This is a genomic window from Brachymonas sp. KE5 (assembly GCF_057773645.1).
The window spans coordinates 1,733,117-1,747,932 of sequence record NZ_CM173463.1; the positions used below are offsets into that span (position 1 = coordinate 1,733,117).

The 14,816-nt window shown below is 64.7% G+C and carries 16 protein-coding genes; 4 read left to right on the top strand and 12 right to left on the bottom strand.

Annotated elements, in window-relative coordinates:
• Nucleotides 1-46: 46 nt before the first annotated feature.
• The 3 genes from lolA to ACX36O_RS08360 form a co-directional block, all read right to left on the bottom strand.
• Nucleotides 47-715 carry an outer membrane lipoprotein periplasmic chaperone LolA gene (lolA, locus tag ACX36O_RS08350; RefSeq protein ID WP_371686711.1) on the bottom strand — a complete coding sequence of 223 codons (669 nt, stop codon included), beginning with the start codon at nucleotides 713-715 and terminating at the stop codon, nucleotides 47-49.
• Nucleotides 716-1,026: 311 nt separating this feature from the next.
• Nucleotides 1,027-3,402, bottom strand: coding sequence for a DNA translocase FtsK (locus ACX36O_RS08355; RefSeq protein ID WP_371686712.1), 2,376 nt, complete (start codon nucleotides 3,400-3,402; stop codon nucleotides 1,027-1,029).
• A 14-nt stretch (nucleotides 3,403-3,416) separates the two neighbouring features.
• Entirely contained in the window at nucleotides 3,417-4,091 is a 675-nt protein-coding gene (locus tag ACX36O_RS08360) for a Crp/Fnr family transcriptional regulator (RefSeq protein WP_213360967.1), read from the bottom strand.
• Between the two features lie 221 nt (nucleotides 4,092-4,312).
• Here ACX36O_RS08360 and trxB point away from each other — a divergent pair, with 221 nt between their 5' ends.
• The 3 genes from trxB to rpmG all read left to right on the top strand — a co-directional run bounded on the left by trxB (nucleotide 4,313) and on the right by rpmG (nucleotide 6,008).
• Entirely contained in the window at nucleotides 4,313-5,266 is a 954-nt protein-coding gene (gene trxB, locus ACX36O_RS08365) for a thioredoxin-disulfide reductase (RefSeq protein WP_213360969.1), read from the top strand.
• A gap of 305 nt (nucleotides 5,267-5,571) precedes the next feature.
• A complete protein-coding gene (gene rpmB, locus ACX36O_RS08370) occupies nucleotides 5,572-5,805 on the top strand; it encodes a 50S ribosomal protein L28 (protein WP_213360970.1) in 234 nt (77 codons plus the stop codon).
• 32 nt (nucleotides 5,806-5,837) lie between these two features.
• The gene (gene rpmG / locus ACX36O_RS08375) at nucleotides 5,838-6,008 is read left to right on the top strand and encodes a 50S ribosomal protein L33 (RefSeq protein ID WP_091814280.1); all 171 of its coding nucleotides are present in this window, start codon (nucleotides 5,838-5,840) and stop codon (nucleotides 6,006-6,008) included.
• A 124-nt stretch (nucleotides 6,009-6,132) separates the two neighbouring features.
• Here rpmG and ACX36O_RS08380 read toward each other — a convergent pair whose 3' ends face one another.
• Nucleotides 6,133-7,413, bottom strand: a complete 1,281-nt coding sequence (locus ACX36O_RS08380; RefSeq protein ID WP_213360971.1) for an RsmB/NOP family class I SAM-dependent RNA methyltransferase — start codon at nucleotides 7,411-7,413, stop codon at nucleotides 6,133-6,135.
• A gap of 109 nt (nucleotides 7,414-7,522) precedes the next feature.
• Between ACX36O_RS08380 and cutA the strand changes: the two genes are divergently transcribed.
• The gene (cutA, locus tag ACX36O_RS08385) at nucleotides 7,523-7,888 is read left to right on the top strand and encodes a divalent-cation tolerance protein CutA (protein WP_213360972.1); all 366 of its coding nucleotides are present in this window, start codon (nucleotides 7,523-7,525) and stop codon (nucleotides 7,886-7,888) included.
• Between the two features lies 1 nt (nucleotide 7,889).
• On the opposite strand, the gene ACX36O_RS08390 is transcribed toward cutA, so the two are convergent.
• From ACX36O_RS08390 to lepB, 8 genes are all read right to left on the bottom strand, one after another.
• Nucleotides 7,890-8,741 (bottom strand): dioxygenase family protein, encoded by an 852-nt coding sequence (locus ACX36O_RS08390; protein ID WP_213360973.1) that lies wholly within the window; start codon nucleotides 8,739-8,741, stop codon nucleotides 7,890-7,892.
• Between the two features lie 42 nt (nucleotides 8,742-8,783).
• Complete coding sequence (nagZ, locus tag ACX36O_RS08395) at nucleotides 8,784-9,884, bottom strand: beta-N-acetylhexosaminidase (protein WP_213360975.1); 1,101 nt, start codon at nucleotides 9,882-9,884, stop codon at nucleotides 8,784-8,786.
• Between the two features lie 58 nt (nucleotides 9,885-9,942).
• A complete protein-coding gene (gene acpS, locus ACX36O_RS08400; RefSeq protein WP_213360977.1) occupies nucleotides 9,943-10,359 on the bottom strand; it encodes a holo-ACP synthase in 417 nt (138 codons plus the stop codon).
• A 22-nt stretch (nucleotides 10,360-10,381) separates the two neighbouring features.
• Complete coding sequence (locus tag ACX36O_RS08405) at nucleotides 10,382-11,143, bottom strand: pyridoxine 5'-phosphate synthase (RefSeq protein ID WP_371686715.1); 762 nt, start codon at nucleotides 11,141-11,143, stop codon at nucleotides 10,382-10,384.
• Complete coding sequence (recO, locus tag ACX36O_RS08410; RefSeq protein WP_213360981.1) at nucleotides 11,140-11,910, bottom strand: DNA repair protein RecO; 771 nt, start codon at nucleotides 11,908-11,910, stop codon at nucleotides 11,140-11,142. The genes ACX36O_RS08405 and recO overlap by 4 nt, the downstream gene beginning before the upstream one ends.
• Before the next feature lie 29 nt (nucleotides 11,911-11,939).
• Nucleotides 11,940-12,992: a GTPase Era gene (gene era / locus ACX36O_RS08415; RefSeq protein WP_371686716.1), complete on the bottom strand. Its 1,053-nt coding sequence runs from the start codon at nucleotides 12,990-12,992 to the stop codon at nucleotides 11,940-11,942.
• Nucleotides 12,989-13,726 carry a ribonuclease III gene (gene rnc, locus ACX36O_RS08420; protein WP_250131121.1) on the bottom strand — a complete coding sequence of 246 codons (738 nt, stop codon included), beginning with the start codon at nucleotides 13,724-13,726 and terminating at the stop codon, nucleotides 12,989-12,991. The genes era and rnc overlap by 4 nt, the downstream gene beginning before the upstream one ends.
• Before the next feature lie 124 nt (nucleotides 13,727-13,850).
• Nucleotides 13,851-14,816, bottom strand: a complete 966-nt coding sequence (gene lepB, locus ACX36O_RS08425) for a signal peptidase I (RefSeq protein WP_213360987.1) — start codon at nucleotides 14,814-14,816, stop codon at nucleotides 13,851-13,853.

Consider the following 14,816-nt stretch of genomic DNA (forward strand, 5'->3'; position numbering starts at 1 on the left):
CGCAAAAAGGCCGACTTGCGGCGGCCGGTACCCGTGATTGCAGGGCTTATTGCTTCAGCACATCGGCACCAGCCGGCACCTTGAACTTGAAACTCACCTTAGACGGCACGGTGGGCACGAAGTTGCCGAAGGTCATCACCGAACGCTGGCCGAAGCTGTCCAGGATTTCCAGCTTGCGCAGTTGCTTGCCGTCAAAGCCGATCATCACGTTCTGCAGCTGGCCGTCCTTGTCCTTGGGCGTGGCCTTGACCCACTCCAGCTTGTCCTTGACCGGCACGGCCTCCAGCGTGAAGCGCTGCTTCAGCGATTCGATGCTGGTAGCCGAGGCCACCAGCGCGGCCGGAGTGGAATCCAGCACCTTGGACTGGCTGCGCTGCGTCACCTGGTTCAGGTCGGCATCGTACATCCACAGCGTCTTGCCGTCGGCGACGATGGTCTGTTTGAAGGGACGGCTGTAGTCGAAACGGAACTGGTTCGGTCGCTTGAAGGCGAACGTGCCGGTGCTCTGCTTGCCGGCACCCGGCTTGTTGGCATTGCTCACCACCTGGGTGAAGTCGGCGTAACCGGCACGCGTACTCTTGATGTAGCTGTCCAGCGTGGCCAGGCTGTCGGCATGGGCAGCGCCGGAGAAGGCCAGCAGGCTCACGGCCAGTACCGAAGCGGCATTGGCCGCCAGAGTCTTGCGATGCGGAATACGGGACACGGAAGTTGTCATTTCTGCTCCTTGCGATAAGGGTTCAGCAGCTGTGCAGCCTGTTTCGGCCTGCCTGCCAGGCCCTGAACGGATCGGCCATGGCTCGCTGCGACAAGGCCAGTGTAGGGGGTGGCGGCAGCCGTACCGTATCCTTGGCGACCGAATTTGCTACCAGCCCCGAAAAATGTAACAGACGCGGCCCGCCACCCCCTGAAGGCCGTGCAAACCCCGAAAGTTGTTACACAAGAATTGCAGCAAACTGACAACAACCCTGCGCCAGCAGGCTCTTGTTGACCGTGCCGCATCTGCCGGTGCGATGCGGCACGAGCCGGTCATTCCTCGCGGTTCGGCACCAGAATGTCACGCTGGCCGCTGGTGGACAGGCTGCTGACCAGGCCCGCGCGCTCCATGTCCTCCAGCAGGCGCGCGGCACGGTTGTAGCCGATGCGCAGTTCGCGCTGCACCAGCGAAATACTGGCCTTGCGCTTCTTGAGCACCACCTCGACCGCCTGGTCGTACATGGGGTCCTGCTCGTTGCCGCCGCCCTCGCCGCCGGCATCATCGTCGCCATCGACGGTGCCACCTTCGAGCACGCCCTCGATGTAGTTGGGCCCGCCCTTTTCCTTCAGGAAGGTCACCACGCGATGCACCTCGTCATCGCTCACGAAGGCGCCATGCACGCGTGTGGGCGTGCCGTGGCCGGCAGGCAGGTACAGCATGTCGCCCAGGCCCAGCAGGCTTTCGGCGCCCATCTGGTCGAGAATGGTACGGCTGTCCACCTTGCTGGAAACCTGGAAGGCGATACGCGTCGGAATGTTGGCCTTGATCAGACCGGTAATCACGTCCACGCTGGGACGCTGGGTCGCCAGGATCAGGTGAATGCCGGCCGCACGCGCCTTCTGCGCCAGGCGGGCAATCAGTTCCTCGATCTTCTTGCCCACCACCATCATCAGGTCGGCCAGTTCGTCGATCACCACCACGATGTGCGGCAGTTTCTCCAGCGGCTCGGGCGATTCGGGCGTGAGGCTGAACGGGTTGGGGATCAGTTCCTCGCGGGCACGCGCATCCTCGATCTTGGCGTTGAAGCCGGCCAGGTTGCGCACCCCCACCTTGCTCATCAGCTTATAGCGGCGCTCCATCTCGCCCACGCACCAGTTCAGGCCATGGGCCGCCTGGCGCATGTCGGTCACGACCGGTGCGATCAGGTGCGGGATGCCCTCGTACACCGACATCTCCAGCATCTTGGGGTCGATCATGAGCAGGCGCACCTGTTCGGGCGAAGCCTTGTAGAGCAGGCTCAGGATCATGGCGTTGATCCCGACCGACTTGCCCGAACCGGTGGTACCGGCCACCATCACGTGGGGCATCTTGGCCAGATCGGCCACCACCGGGTTGCCGACGATGTCCTTGCCCAGCCCCATGGTCAGCAGCGACTTGCCTTCATGATAGGCGTTGGAACCCAGCACCTCGCTCAGGTGGATGGTCTGGCGGCGCGCGTTGGGCAGTTCCAGCGCCATCAGGTTCTTGCCGGGAATGTTCTCGATCACGCGGATCGACGCCAGGCTGAGCGAACGCGACAGATCCTTGGCCAGGTTGACGATCTGCACGCCCTTGACGCCGGTGGCCGGCTCGATCTCGTAGCGCGTGACGACCGGGCCGGGCTTGGCGGCGACCACACGCACTTCCACGCCGAAGTCCTTGAGCTTCTTCTCGATCAGGCGGCTGGTCATTTCCAGCGTTTCGTGCGGGATCGATTCGCGGCTGGCCGGCGCCTCGTCCAGCAGGCTGATCTGCGGCAGATGGCTATCGGGCATGTCGGTGAACAGCGGCTTCTGGCGCTCCTTGGCCACACGCACGCTGGGCTCGACGGAGGTCGGCCGGGCCGGCGGCTCCACCACCAGCGGAATCGGGTGCTTTTCCTGCGTGTGCACGCGCTCCTGCTCGACCTGCTCCTCGCGCTGGCGCGCCGCCTCCTGCCCTGCTGCCACATCGGCGGCCACTTCACGGCGTTCGCGGGCCGCGTTCATGCGCTGGTCGATGAAGGCACCCACCGACTGCGCCACACGGCCCCAGGAAAAGCGGAAGACCCAGGACAGCGACAACAACAGCAACACGATGCCGACCACTCCGGAGCCGAGAAAGCCCAGCGCCAGCATGGAAGCCGGACCGGTGAACGCCCCCAGCATGCCGCCGGCACCGCCCGGGAGACTGGCCGCCGAGCCGTACAGGCGCGACCACTCCAGGCCGGTACATACGGCCATCAGCACGAACAGCGACAGCCACCAGAGCAGGCGTCCATCCATCCAGCCGAACCAGCGCGCACGCCAGCCCGGTGCAGCCTGCCCCTGGACGGCCATCGCCTGCCGGGGCACCTCGCCCCGCATCCAGGAGCGCAGCAGGCGCAGCCAGACGCCGGCAAACGCGGCAAACAGCATCCACACGCTGCGGCCGAACAGGAAGTAGCTGATGTCGGACACCCAGGCTCCAACCGGACCCAGCCAGTTATCGGTGTAGTCGCGGGTGCCGGTGGTGCTCCAGGCAGGATCGGCCACATCATGGCTGATCATGGCCGCCAGCCAGAACAGCAGCAGAAGCATTCCCACGAACAGCGCACTTTCCTGGCTGAAGCGACGGAACAGGGCCGGCACCAGCGGCTTCTCGACGGGAGCCGGCGCGGGAGTCTGGGAATTGCGGATCAGATAGGACATGTCACTCGGAAAACTCATTCAACCGTATGGGCCTGCGTGGTCAGCAGGAAGGTGCCGTCACCGCGATCCACCACGGTGCCGTCATCCTCGAAATGCTTCATCACCCGGCTCACCATCTCGCGCGAGGCGCCGACCATCTTGGCGACGTCCTGGCGCGACACCTTTTGCCTGAGAATGAGCTGACCCTCGGCATCGGGCTGGGCCATTTCGAGCAGCACCGTATGCACGCGGCCATAGACATCCATCAGGGCCAGCGACTCGATCTGCTTGTCGGCGCGGCGCAGGCGGCGCACCAGGCCGCGCATCACGGCATCGGCCATGGAGGCGTTCTCGTGCAGGCAGCGCAGGAAGGTTTCGCGGTTGAGCGTGAGCACGTCGGTCTGCACTTCGGCACGCACGGTGGCGGAATGGGGTTCGCCGTCGATCAGGCTCATCTCGCCGATGCAGTCGCCCACCTCGAGCGTGGCCATGATGACTTCGCGGCCGCGCGCATCCTGCGACAGCACGCGGACCTTGCCGGACAGGATCATGAACAGGGTGCCGGAAATCTTGCCCTGCTCCACGATGTTTTCACCGCGCTTGAAGCGCTTCTTGTCGACGCTGGCGTACAGAATGCTCGACTGGCCAGCGGTCAGATCGCTGAACAGCGGCACACGCCGAATCAGGTCCAGATTGGACACAATAGCCATAGCTGCACCTCCTTGCGAATAGCGACTGGCCGGATTCCCATATTCTGCACTAATAAGAAGGCGTAACCGGATGATTCTTCTATCTCGCAAAACGCGCGCCTGTCGCACCCTGCCGCAATCGCCTGCCTCGTGCGCCAGCCCCGTGATCTCCGGTGCAAGGCGCAGACAAGGGGACGCTGCTATATTAGTCAGCCTGTCAAAGTCACTACCGATCCATCACCATGAGCACCACCCAACACGCCAAAGTCCTGATTCTCGGTTCCGGCCCTGCCGGCTATTCGGCCGCCGTCTATGCTGCCCGTGCCAACCTGAAGCCGCTGCTGATCACCGGCATGGCCCAGGGTGGCCAGCTGATGACCACCACCGAAGTCGACAACTGGCCGGCCGATGTGGACGGCGTGCAGGGCCCTGAACTGATGCAGCGCTTCCAGGCCCATGCCGAGCGCTTCAACACGCAGATCGTGTTCGACCATATCAACAAGGTCGAACTGACGCAGCGTCCGTTCACACTGACCGGCGACAGCGGCACCTATACCTGTGATGCGCTGATCATTGCCACCGGCGCCTCGGCCAAGTACCTGGGCCTGCCCTCCGAAGAAGCCTTCATGGGCAAGGGCGTGAGCGCCTGCGCCACCTGCGACGGCTTCTTCTACCGCGACCAGGACGTATGCGTGGTGGGCGGCGGCAACACCGCCGTGGAGGAGGCGCTCTACCTGAGCAACATCGCGCGCAAGGTCACCCTGATCCACCGCCGCGACAGCTTCCGCGCCGAGCCCATCATGGTCGACAAGCTGATGGAAAAGGTCCAGTCCGGCAAGATCGAACTCAAGCTGTTTGCCACCCTGGACGAAGTGCTGGGCGACGCAAAAGGCGTGAACGCCGTGCGCATCAGGAGCACCAGGGATGGCAGCACGGAGGACATTCCGGTGATGGGCTGCTTCATCGCCATTGGCCATGCGCCCAACACCGAGATTTTCAACGGCCAGCTCGACATGGAGAACGGCTACCTGCGCACCAAGGGCGGACAGAACGGCTTTGCCACGCAGACCAGCGTGCCGGGCGTGTTTGCAGCCGGCGACGTGCAGGACTACATCTACCGCCAGGCCATTACGAGTGCCGGCACCGGCTGCATGGCGGCGCTGGATGCGCAGCGCTTCCTGGAAGAGCACGCCTGATTTTCATCCGGCCAATGCGGGTGCAGATCCGAAGCCTGGCCCCGCGCTGGCACCGATGTGGCCACGACGCTGCAGGCACCGGCGGTTTTTCACCGCACGGTCTTTTCTGCGAGCCAGAAATCCCATATAATCCAAGGCTTTGCTGAATCTGCTCCTTGCAGCAGGCCCGGCAAAAAAAGCAATCGACCGTCTGCAATAGCGTGCATGCAGGTTTTCTTGACCGGCATGCTCCGCAGGCGAGGTGCAGCTTCGGCCAGCGTTGTCGGGGCTGTTGATTCCAACAAACCAGTAAAGGAGTGCTCTTCATGGCACGCAAATGTGAAGTTACGGGCAAGGGCCCGCAGGTGGGCAACCATGTGTCCCACGCCAACAACAAGACCAAGCGTCGTTTCCTGCCCAACCTGCAGTCCCGCCGCTTCTGGATCGAGAGCGAGAACCGCTGGGTGCGCCTGCGTGTTTCCAGCGCTGCCCTGCGCCTGATCGACAAGAATGGCATCGAATCCGTGCTCGCCGACATGCGCGCCCGCGGCCAGGCCTGATCCACTCCATTACTGACTGAAAGGAATTCACCATGGCATCCAAAGGCGGACGCGAAAAAATCAAGCTGGAATCCACGGCCGGCACCGGCCACTTCTACACCACCAGCAAGAACAAGAAAACCATGCCCGAGAAAATGTCGATCATGAAGTTCGACCCCAAGGCTCGCAAGCATGTGGAATACAAGGAAGTCAAGCTGAAGTAATTCGGCCCCTTCCCTGCACAAAAACCGCCTGGCAATCGCCCGGCGGTTTTTTATGCCCTGCGGCTTTGCAACGCAGGAAGAAACGGGGGGCAGTCGCTTGCGCGGCTGCCCCTTTGCGCAAGCCTCAGGTCTTCTGCCAGACGGCGGCGAAGAAGCCGTCGGTGCCATGCAGGTCGGGCCACATGCGCAGGTAGCGCCCCGCCTCGACCGCGCCGCTGGCCGGGCTGCACAGTGTGGCTGCGTCCGGCACCTTGAGCTGCGTGAGCAGTTCGGCCACATTGAGCGGACGGAAAGCCGGGTTGGCCACGCCAAAGGCATCGGCGATCACCTCGTTCTCCATCGGCAGGACGCTGCAGGTGGCATAGACCAGACGGCCGCCCGGCTTGAGCAGGCGCGCGGCGCTGGCGAGGATAGCCGTCTGTTTGAGGGCAAACTCGCGCACGGTATCAGGATCCTGGCGCCACTTGAGTGCCGGGTTGCGACGCAGCGTGCCCAGCCCCGAACAGGGAGCATCGACCAGCACGCGGTCGATCTTGCCGGCCAGACGCTTGATGCGCTCGTCACGCTCGTGCGCAATGGCCGCCGGGTGCACATTGCTCAGGCCGCTGCGCGCGAGGCGCGGCTTGAGGTTTTCCAGGCGATGGGCGGAGACGTCGAAGGCATAGAGGCGGCCGGTGTTGCGCATGCTGGCACCGATCGCCAGCGTCTTGCCGCCGGCACCGGCGCAGAAATCGACCACCATTTCGCCGCGACGGGCGTCCAGCAGCAGAGCCAGCAGCTGCGAGCCTTCGTCCTGAATCTCGATGGCACCCTGCTTAAACAGCTCCAGACGCGTGAGCGCCGGCTTGCCCTGCAGGCGCAGGCCCCAGGGGGTCCAGGGCGTTGACTGGCTCGCGAGGCCCTCGGCATTGAGCGCCTTCTGCACATCGGCACGCTTGGCCTTCAGGGTGTTCACGCGCAGGTCCAGCGGGGCCGGCTGCAAAAAGCTCTCGGCCACGGCCATGAAACGCTCGCCCAGCTGGGCTTCCAGTTCGGTAGCCAGCCATTGCGGCAGGTTGTGCCGGTGCACCGGCAGCAGTTCGCTGTCCTGCACGGCGTCGCAGGCCTTGAGCCAGTCCTTTTCCTGCGCGCTCAGGGCGCCGGCGAGCAGGTCACGGTCGGCGGCAAAGCCGAGGATGGCGAGGCGCCGCTCCTTCGGGCCGCTGCCGCTGCGGGCCAGCATTTCGAAGCGGGCCTTGTACCGCAGCACGGCGAAGACGGTTTCTGCCAGAGTGCCGCGCTCGCGCTGGCCAAGCTGGCGGTTTTCACGGAAATAGCGCGACACGATGGCGTCGGCAGGATGGTCGAATCGCAGGACCTGAGCCAGCAATGCGGCACAATGGTCCAGAAGGGCTTTGGGATGCATAACTTGCTATTTTCTCATGCCCTGCAGTGCCGCGGAATGCCCCCGGCTGATTCCCGGGCGGGCGTCTGGCTGCGGATTGCCCCCTTTCTGATCTGACGCAAGAACTGCCATGCCCCACACCGCCCCCTCCTGTCCTGATGCCGCGGATTTCGCTCCTGGCCAAGCCGTGGCCGTCATCACCACCATTGACGATGGGGAGCAGGCCCGTGCGATGGCACGCGCGCTGGTGGAGCGGCGTCTTGCGGCCTGCGTGCAGATCAGCACCATCGAAAGCGTGTACCGATGGGACGGCGCGGTGGTGGCCGGACAGGAATGGCGACTGAGTTGCAAGACGCGCGGGGCCTTGTGCAGGCGACTGCAGGAGGCGATCCGCGCGCTGCACAGCTACGACGTGCCCGAGCTGCATGTGGAACGGCTGCATGCCGTCGATCCGGCCTATGCGCAGTGGCTGCAGGCGGAAACGGCTGCCGCCTGATTCAGCGGATGGCTTCGCCCAGCGCCTTGCGCAGCGCCTCGGGCGCGCCGAACAGATAGCTGTCCATCTGCAGCGAGCCGATCTGTTCACCCGGCAGGCGCAGGGACTGGCCCGGCCCATCACCTTCGGCAGCACCCCAGGCGAACATCAGCGGCAGCAGGTGCTCATCGGTGGGATGGCTGCGTTCCGCGGAAGGTGCCCGTGCCCGGTAATCGATCAGGGCGGCGGTGTCGCCCTGCTCCAGTGTGTCGGTCATCCACTGGACGAACGCGGCCACATAGCCGGTATCGTCGCTGCCGCCGAAGAAATCGCGCAGATTGTGCGTCAGGCTGCCGGAACCGATGATGAACACGCCCTGTTCGCGCAGCGACGCCAGCATGCGGCCGAGCGCATCGGCCTTTTCGGGCGTCAGGTGGCTGGGGAAGGACAGGTGCAGCACCGGCACATCGGCCTCGGGGTACAGGTGCATCAGCGGCACCCAAACGCCATGATCCAGGCCGGCCTCGGGTTCCAGTTGCAGCGGCACCTGGTGCGCCGCCAGCATACCGACCAGATGGTCCAGCAATTCTTTCGGCGCGCCCGGCGCCGGATACTGCAACTGGTAGAGCGCCTCAGGAAAACCGCCGAAATCATGGATGGTGGACGGCGCAGGATGGCTGCCGGCCTGCAGGTTGCGCGTCATCCAGTGCGGCGACAGCACCAGCACCGCGCGCGGGCGCGGCAGTGTCTGCCCCAGCGTGCGCAACGCGGCACCGGCCTGTCCCGGTTCCAGTGCAAACATCGGAGAGCCGTGCGATATGAACAGCGACGGGAAGACGGCGGAGCCGGACGACAGGGAGGCAGAATCGGACATGGAGCAACTCATCGCAGGCAAGGACGGGTCAGTCGCCAACGCTCAGTCCGCGTGCAGGGACGAAAGGGTTTCGAGCGCAGCAATATAGGCCGGCGTGCGCATCAGCACTTCCCACGGCAGTGCGGGCGACTGCGGCAGCAAGGCGCGGCGGCGCTCCTCGCTCACGTCGTTGAGCTCCCACTGGCCTTTCACCACCGCTTCGCTCACGCTGTCGAGCACCTGGTCCAGCACCTTGCCGCCGTCGAGGCTCTGGTTGCACAGCAGGGCCAGATCGCAGCCGGCGCGCAGGGCCGCCAGCACCGCCTCGGCATGGGTGAGCGACTGACCGCGGATCTGGCGTGCGCCCTGCATGCTCAAGTCGTCGCTGATGACGGCGCCATCGAAGCCGAACTGGCCGCGCAGGATGTCGTTGATCCAGCGGCTGCTGAAGCCGGCGGGCACGTCGTCCACCCTGGGATAGATCACATGGGCCGGCATCACGGCCGTCAGGGCGTTGTCGAGCCAGCCATAGGGCAGCGCATCGTCCTTGACGATGGCCTTGAGACCGCGCTTGTCGACGGGAATCGCCACATGCGAATCGGCCTTGACGTAGCCATGGCCGGGGAAATGCTTGCCGCAGTTGCCCATGCCGGCCTGCAGCAGGCCCAGCATCAAACTGCGCGCGAGCGAAGCCACCACGCGCGGATCACTGTCCAGCGCGCGATCGCCAATCACGCTGCTCTTGCCGTAGTCCAGATCGAGCACGGGGGTGAAGCTGAAATCGATGCCGCAGGCACGCAGCTCGGAGGCCAGCACATAGCCGCAGGCGGTGGCCGCACGCTGGGCCGCCAGCGCATGCTTGCCCAGGCGTGCCCTGCCGTCCTTGCCATTGCGCCACAACTGGCCCAGGGCGCGCATCGGCGGCAGCGGCGTGAAGCCGTCGGTGCGGAAACGCTGCACGCGGCCGCCTTCATGGTCGATGGCGATCAGCAGGTCGGGCCGCAGCGCCTTGATCTCGCTGCTCAGCGCAGTGATCTGCTCGCGGTCCTGCCAGTTGCGGCCGAAATAGATCACACCGCCCACCAGCGGATGTTGCAGGCGCTTGCGATCCACGGCGGTCAGGCGGGTACCGGCGATATCGATGATCAGGGGGGCGTGGTGCATGTCTGGCTGACTCTCTGGTAATCGGACTTGCGCCTATTGTGGCGCAAGGCAGAAGAAATCACCGCGCCGGGGGATTGTCAGGCGCGGTTTTTTCGACGACGACAAAGCTGGCGGCGTACTCGGATTCGTCCGTGATGCTGACATGGGCCTGCAATCCCTGTGCCTCGAACCATTGCTGCAACTGGCCATGCAGCACGATGTAGGGCTGGCCGCTGGGCCGGTTGAGGATTTCGCAGCGGCGCCATGTCATGGGCATGTGCATGCCCATGCAGATGGCCTTGCTGAAGGCTTCCTTGGCGGAAAAACGCGTCGCCAGGTAGCGCACGCCGCGGTCCGGCCAGCGCGCCTGGCGCTGGTGATAGACCTGCAGTTCGGACGGGCCCAGCACGGTCTCGGCAAAGCGCTCGCCGCGCCGCTCCAGCGTGGCGCGCAGGCGGCGGATGTCGCAGATGTCGTTGCCGATGCCGTAGATCATGCCCCTGCCCTCTTCGCCAGTCTCAGCGCCCGCCTTCGCGCAGGCAGCGCAGATAGTCGCGCACGGTGGCGGCGTAGCCCAGTTCCAGCGCATCGGCGACGAGCGCATGGCCGATGGACACTTCGCTCACGCCCGGCACCTCGCGCACGAATGCGGCCAGATTGTCGCGGTTCAGGTCGTGGCCGGCGTTGACCTGCAGGCCGGCATCGAGTGCCGCCTGGGCGGCGGCGGCAAAGCGCTGCAGTTGCGCGCCCTGCTCTGCCGTGCCCCAGGCTGCGGCATAGGGCTCGGTATAGAGCTCGACACGGTCGGCGCCCACTTCGCGGGCTGCGGCCATGGCTGCGGCATCGGCATCCATGAACAGGCTCACGCGCACACCGAGCTGGTGGCACTCGTCGATCAGCGGGCGCAGGCGTGCGCACACGGCCGGGTCGGTCAGATCCCAGCCATGGTCGCTGGTGAACTGGTCTTCGCTGTCGGGCACAAAGGTGGCCTGGTGCGGGCGCGTGTCGCGGATGAAGCCCATCAGGTTCTGCGTCGGGTTGCCCTCGATGTTGAATTCGCGCTCGGGCCAGTCGCGCATCAGCGCGGCCAGTTCGGCCACGTCGCTGGCGCGGATATGGCGCTCGTCCGGACGCGGGTGTATGGTGATGCCGTCGGCGCCCGCCTCCAGGCATAGCGTGGCCGCGCGCGTGACACTTGGAATACCCAGGTGGCGCGTGTTGCGCAGCAGCGCAACCTTGTTCACATTGACCGAGAGGCTGGTCTTGCCCGGCTGACTCATAGTTTCTGTAGCTCCATCATCATTTGACGCGTACGCAGCGTCTCGACGCCGCAATGGTAATGCAGCACGCCGCGCAATTGCTGCTTGAGGGCTTGCGCCAGCTCGCGCCGCTCCAGGCACAGGCGCAGCAGCGCATGCAGGGGCGCGGCATCGTCCATGGCCTGTTGCAGGGACAGCCAATGCTGGCCGGCCAGGGCCTGACGTGCCTCGGAGGGCTGCGCCTGGCGCAGGCCGCTTTCAGGCAGCAATACATAGCGATCGCCCGGCTGCACCGGCATATGGGTCAGCGTCTGCACATCGAACACGGGCAGCACGCCCACTTCGCGCAACAGCGTCAGCTCGAAGGCGCGCAGCACGGCCTCCAGCACCTCGGTGGTCGCGGCAGACTCCTGCGCCAGCAGCGCCACGGCAGTGGTGTAGCCGTCGAACAGCGCTGCATGCGGATCGTCACGCGCCAGCAGGCGCATCAGCAGTTCGTTGAGGTAGTAGCCGGAGAGCAGCGCTTCGCCGGTCGGCATCACATGGCCGCCCACCCATTCGGCCGACTTGAGCGTGCCGATCTCCCCATCGCTGCTGTAGGTGACTTGCAAGGGCTGCAGGGGCAGCAACACCGGCCGGAAATTGGAACTGGGACGCTTGGCGCCCTTGGCCACCAGCGCGGTACGCCCGTGGTGGCGCGTGAAGACCTCCAGAATCAGGCTGCTCTCGCTCCAGTCATAGCGGTGCAGCACGAACGCCGGTTCGTGCGTGATGCGCTTCAGTGCCACGGCACCCTCCGCAATGCGAAGGTCACGGCTTATTCGTAACCGAACGAGCGCACGCGCGCTTCGTCATCGGCCCAGCCGGAGCGCACCTTGACCCAGAGTTCCAGGAACACCTTGGCGTCCATCAGCTTTTCCAGTTCCTGGCGCGCTTCCATGCCGATGCGCTTGATGCGCTCGCCCTTGTCGCCGATCACCATGGCCTTGTGGCCATCGCGCTCGACCACGATGGTGGCGGCAATGCGCACCATGCGCGAGACCTTCTTGCCCGGCTCTTCCTCGTACTTGTCGATCACCACGGTAGAGGTATAAGGCAGCTCGTCACCGGTCAGGCGGAACAGCTTCTCGCGCACAATCTCGCTGGCCAGGAACTTTTCGCTCTTGTCGGTCAGCTCGTCGGCGCCATACCACCAGTCCTGTTCGGGCAGGTACTTGGCGGTAATTTCCAGCAGGCGCTGGATGTCCTTGGGGTTCTTGGCCGACATCGGCACGAACTCGGCAAAGGGATGGCGTTGCTGCATATCGCGCAGCCACGGGGCAATTTCGGCACGGCGATGCACCGTATCGAGCTTGTTAGCAATCAGCAGCACCGGAACGTCGGCCGGCAGCAACGAAAGCACCTTGGCATCGGCCAGGCTGAAATGCCCTGCCTCCACCACAAACAGCACCACGTGCACATCGGCGACGGCGCCGGTCACGGCCTTGTTGAGCGACTTGTTCAGGGCATTGCCGTGGCGCGTCTGGAAGCCGGGCGTATCGACGAACACGAACTGGTTCACGCCTTCGCTACGGATGCCGGTGATGCGGTGGCGCGTGGTCTGTGCCTTGCGCGAAGTGATACTGATCTTCTGGCCCACCAGCGCGTTCAGCAGCGTGGACTTGCCCACGTTGGGCTTGCCGACGATGGCGACCAGGCCGCAATGCGGCGCGCCAGCCTCTTCGCCCGCTTCGCTGGATGCAGCGTCAGCCGGCGCCCCGCCGGTGGCCGGTGCACGGCCCAGAATTTTCTCCAGCTGCTTGGCCACATCAGGAGCCAGCTCGCCTTTGTCATCGGAGCGGGAATCGGGAAAAACGGGATCTTGGTTCATGGCGCCTTGCGTTGCCCCGCGTTGCGGGAGCGGATGGTAAGGGTGCGGGCAACCGGCTTGCCCTGCGGATAGGCCTGCTGCAGACGTTGCAGCATCTTGCTGGCCGCGTCTTGCTCGGCGGCGCGGCGGGAAGGACCGCTGCCACGCTCGCGCAGTTGCAGCGCCTCGATCAGGCAGTCGACCACAAAGGTCTGCTGGTGTGCGGCGCCTTCGATATCGGCTACCTGGTAGCTCGGCAGTGCCATCTTGCGGCCCTGCAGCCATTCCTGCAACGCGGTCTTGGGATCCTTGCCGGCGGCAGACATGCTGCTGTTGATGTCCACGTCGGCAAACAGGCGGTGCACCAGGGCCTGGGCCGGCGCGAAACCGGCATCGAGATAGACGGCGCCGACGACCGCCTCGAAGGCGTCAGCCAGAATGGAGGGACGCTTGAGGCCGCCGGAACGCAGTTCGCCCTCACCCAGACGCAGGCTGGCAGCCAGATCGAGCTTGAGTGCAATGCGGTGCAGGCTGTCCTGCTTGACCAGATTGGCGCGGATGCGGGACAGATCGCCTTCGGGGGCCTGTTCCAGCCGGCTGTAGAGCAGGCTGGAGATGGCCAGACCGAGCACCGAATCGCCCAGGAATTCGAGCCGCTCATTGTGGTCTGCCGAGAAGCTGCGGTGCGTCAGTGCACGCTGCAGCAGGGCCGGGTTGGCAAACGCATGGCCGATGCGTTGCGCAAGCTGGTCCAGCGGCTGGGAGGATGCGGGTGTGCCAGGCAAGGAGGTAGAACTCGTCAAGAAGGACAATCCGTGTGCGGGAAACAATACACCATTCGCCGGGTGGCCGCAATGCAGCAGCCGCCGGCCCGTGGCGTCATTCGATGCGGCCGATGCGCTTGAGATCGCCCAGGTTCAACCAGACTGCCACGGCCTTGCCGACGATATGGTCATCCGGCACGAAGCCCCAGAAGCGGGAGTCGGCCGAGTTGTCGCGGTTGTCGCCCATCACGAAATAATGGCCGGCAGGCACCTTGCAGGTAACGCCCTCGATACTGTAGCGGCAGCTTTCGCTCTGCGGGAAATTCTCGAGCACCGGAATACCGGCGGGACGGTTGGCATCGATCAGGATGCGGTGCGTGTGCGTACCCAGCTGTTCCTGGAACTGCTGGTAGTACTGCATGGTGCTCTGGTCGAGATAGTCCGGCAGCGGCGTGTGGTCGATTTCCTTGCCGTTCACCATGAGCTTCTTGTCGATATAGCTCACCGTATCGCCGGGCAGGCCGACCACGCGCTTGATGTAGTCCACCGTGGGCTTGGGCGGATAGCGGAACACCATCACCTCGCCGCGCTGCACCGGCTCGCCCTGGGTGATCTTCTTGTTCAGCACCGGCAGGCGCAGGCCCCACTCGTACTTGTTCACCAGGATCAGGTCGCCGATCAGCAGCGAGGGAATCATGGAGCCCGAGGGAATCTTGAACGGCTCGTAGGCGAACGAGCGCAGCAGGAACACCGCCAGGATCACTGGGAACAGGCCGGCCGTCCAGTCCAGCCACCAGGGCTGGGCCAGCAGGCGCTCCCTGGTCTGGGCCACATTGACGTTGTCGCCCGTCACGCCCTTGGCGGCCAGGCTGGCTTCGCGCTGGCTCTGTGCAATCTCGAAATCGGCCGCGGCCTTGCGGCGGTGCGGCTGGAACCAGAATTTCTCGGCGATCCAGTAGACGCCGGTCACGCACACTGCCATGAACAGCAGCAGCGCCATATTGCCCTCGATGGCACCGAAGTACCAGCCCGCCATGTAGGCGACGAAGCCGCCGAGAACCAATGCAGTCAGAAAAGGCAT

What these genes read in the sequence shown, in the direction of transcription:
- rpmG (WP_091814280.1), top strand. Translation starts at nt 5,838, where the DNA reads ATGGCATCCAAAGGCGGACGCGAAAAAATCAAGCTGGAATCCACGGCC.
- lolA (WP_371686711.1), bottom strand. Translation starts at nt 715, where the DNA reads ATGACAACTTCCGTGTCCCGTATTCCGCATCGCAAGACTCTGGCGGCC.
- ACX36O_RS08390 (WP_213360973.1), bottom strand. Translation starts at nt 8,741, where the DNA reads ATGTCCGATTCTGCCTCCCTGTCGTCCGGCTCCGCCGTCTTCCCGTCG.
- era (WP_371686716.1), bottom strand. Translation starts at nt 12,992, where the DNA reads ATGAACCAAGATCCCGTTTTTCCCGATTCCCGCTCCGATGACAAAGGC.
- acpS (WP_213360977.1), bottom strand. Translation starts at nt 10,359, where the DNA reads ATGATCTACGGCATCGGCAACGACATCTGCGACATCCGCCGCCTGCGC.
- lepB (WP_213360987.1), bottom strand. Translation starts at nt 14,816, where the DNA reads ATGCCTTTTCTGACTGCATTGGTTCTCGGCGGCTTCGTCGCCTACATG.
- rpmB (WP_213360970.1), top strand. Translation starts at nt 5,572, where the DNA reads ATGGCACGCAAATGTGAAGTTACGGGCAAGGGCCCGCAGGTGGGCAAC.
- ACX36O_RS08360 (WP_213360967.1), bottom strand. Translation starts at nt 4,091, where the DNA reads ATGGCTATTGTGTCCAATCTGGACCTGATTCGGCGTGTGCCGCTGTTC.
- ACX36O_RS08405 (WP_371686715.1), bottom strand. Translation starts at nt 11,143, where the DNA reads ATGAGTCAGCCGGGCAAGACCAGCCTCTCGGTCAATGTGAACAAGGTT.
- nagZ (WP_213360975.1), bottom strand. Translation starts at nt 9,884, where the DNA reads ATGCACCACGCCCCCCTGATCATCGATATCGCCGGTACCCGCCTGACC.
- trxB (WP_213360969.1), top strand. Translation starts at nt 4,313, where the DNA reads ATGAGCACCACCCAACACGCCAAAGTCCTGATTCTCGGTTCCGGCCCT.
- ACX36O_RS08380 (WP_213360971.1), bottom strand. Translation starts at nt 7,413, where the DNA reads ATGCATCCCAAAGCCCTTCTGGACCATTGTGCCGCATTGCTGGCTCAG.
- ACX36O_RS08355 (WP_371686712.1), bottom strand. Translation starts at nt 3,402, where the DNA reads ATGTCCTATCTGATCCGCAATTCCCAGACTCCCGCGCCGGCTCCCGTC.
- cutA (WP_213360972.1), top strand. Translation starts at nt 7,523, where the DNA reads ATGCCCCACACCGCCCCCTCCTGTCCTGATGCCGCGGATTTCGCTCCT.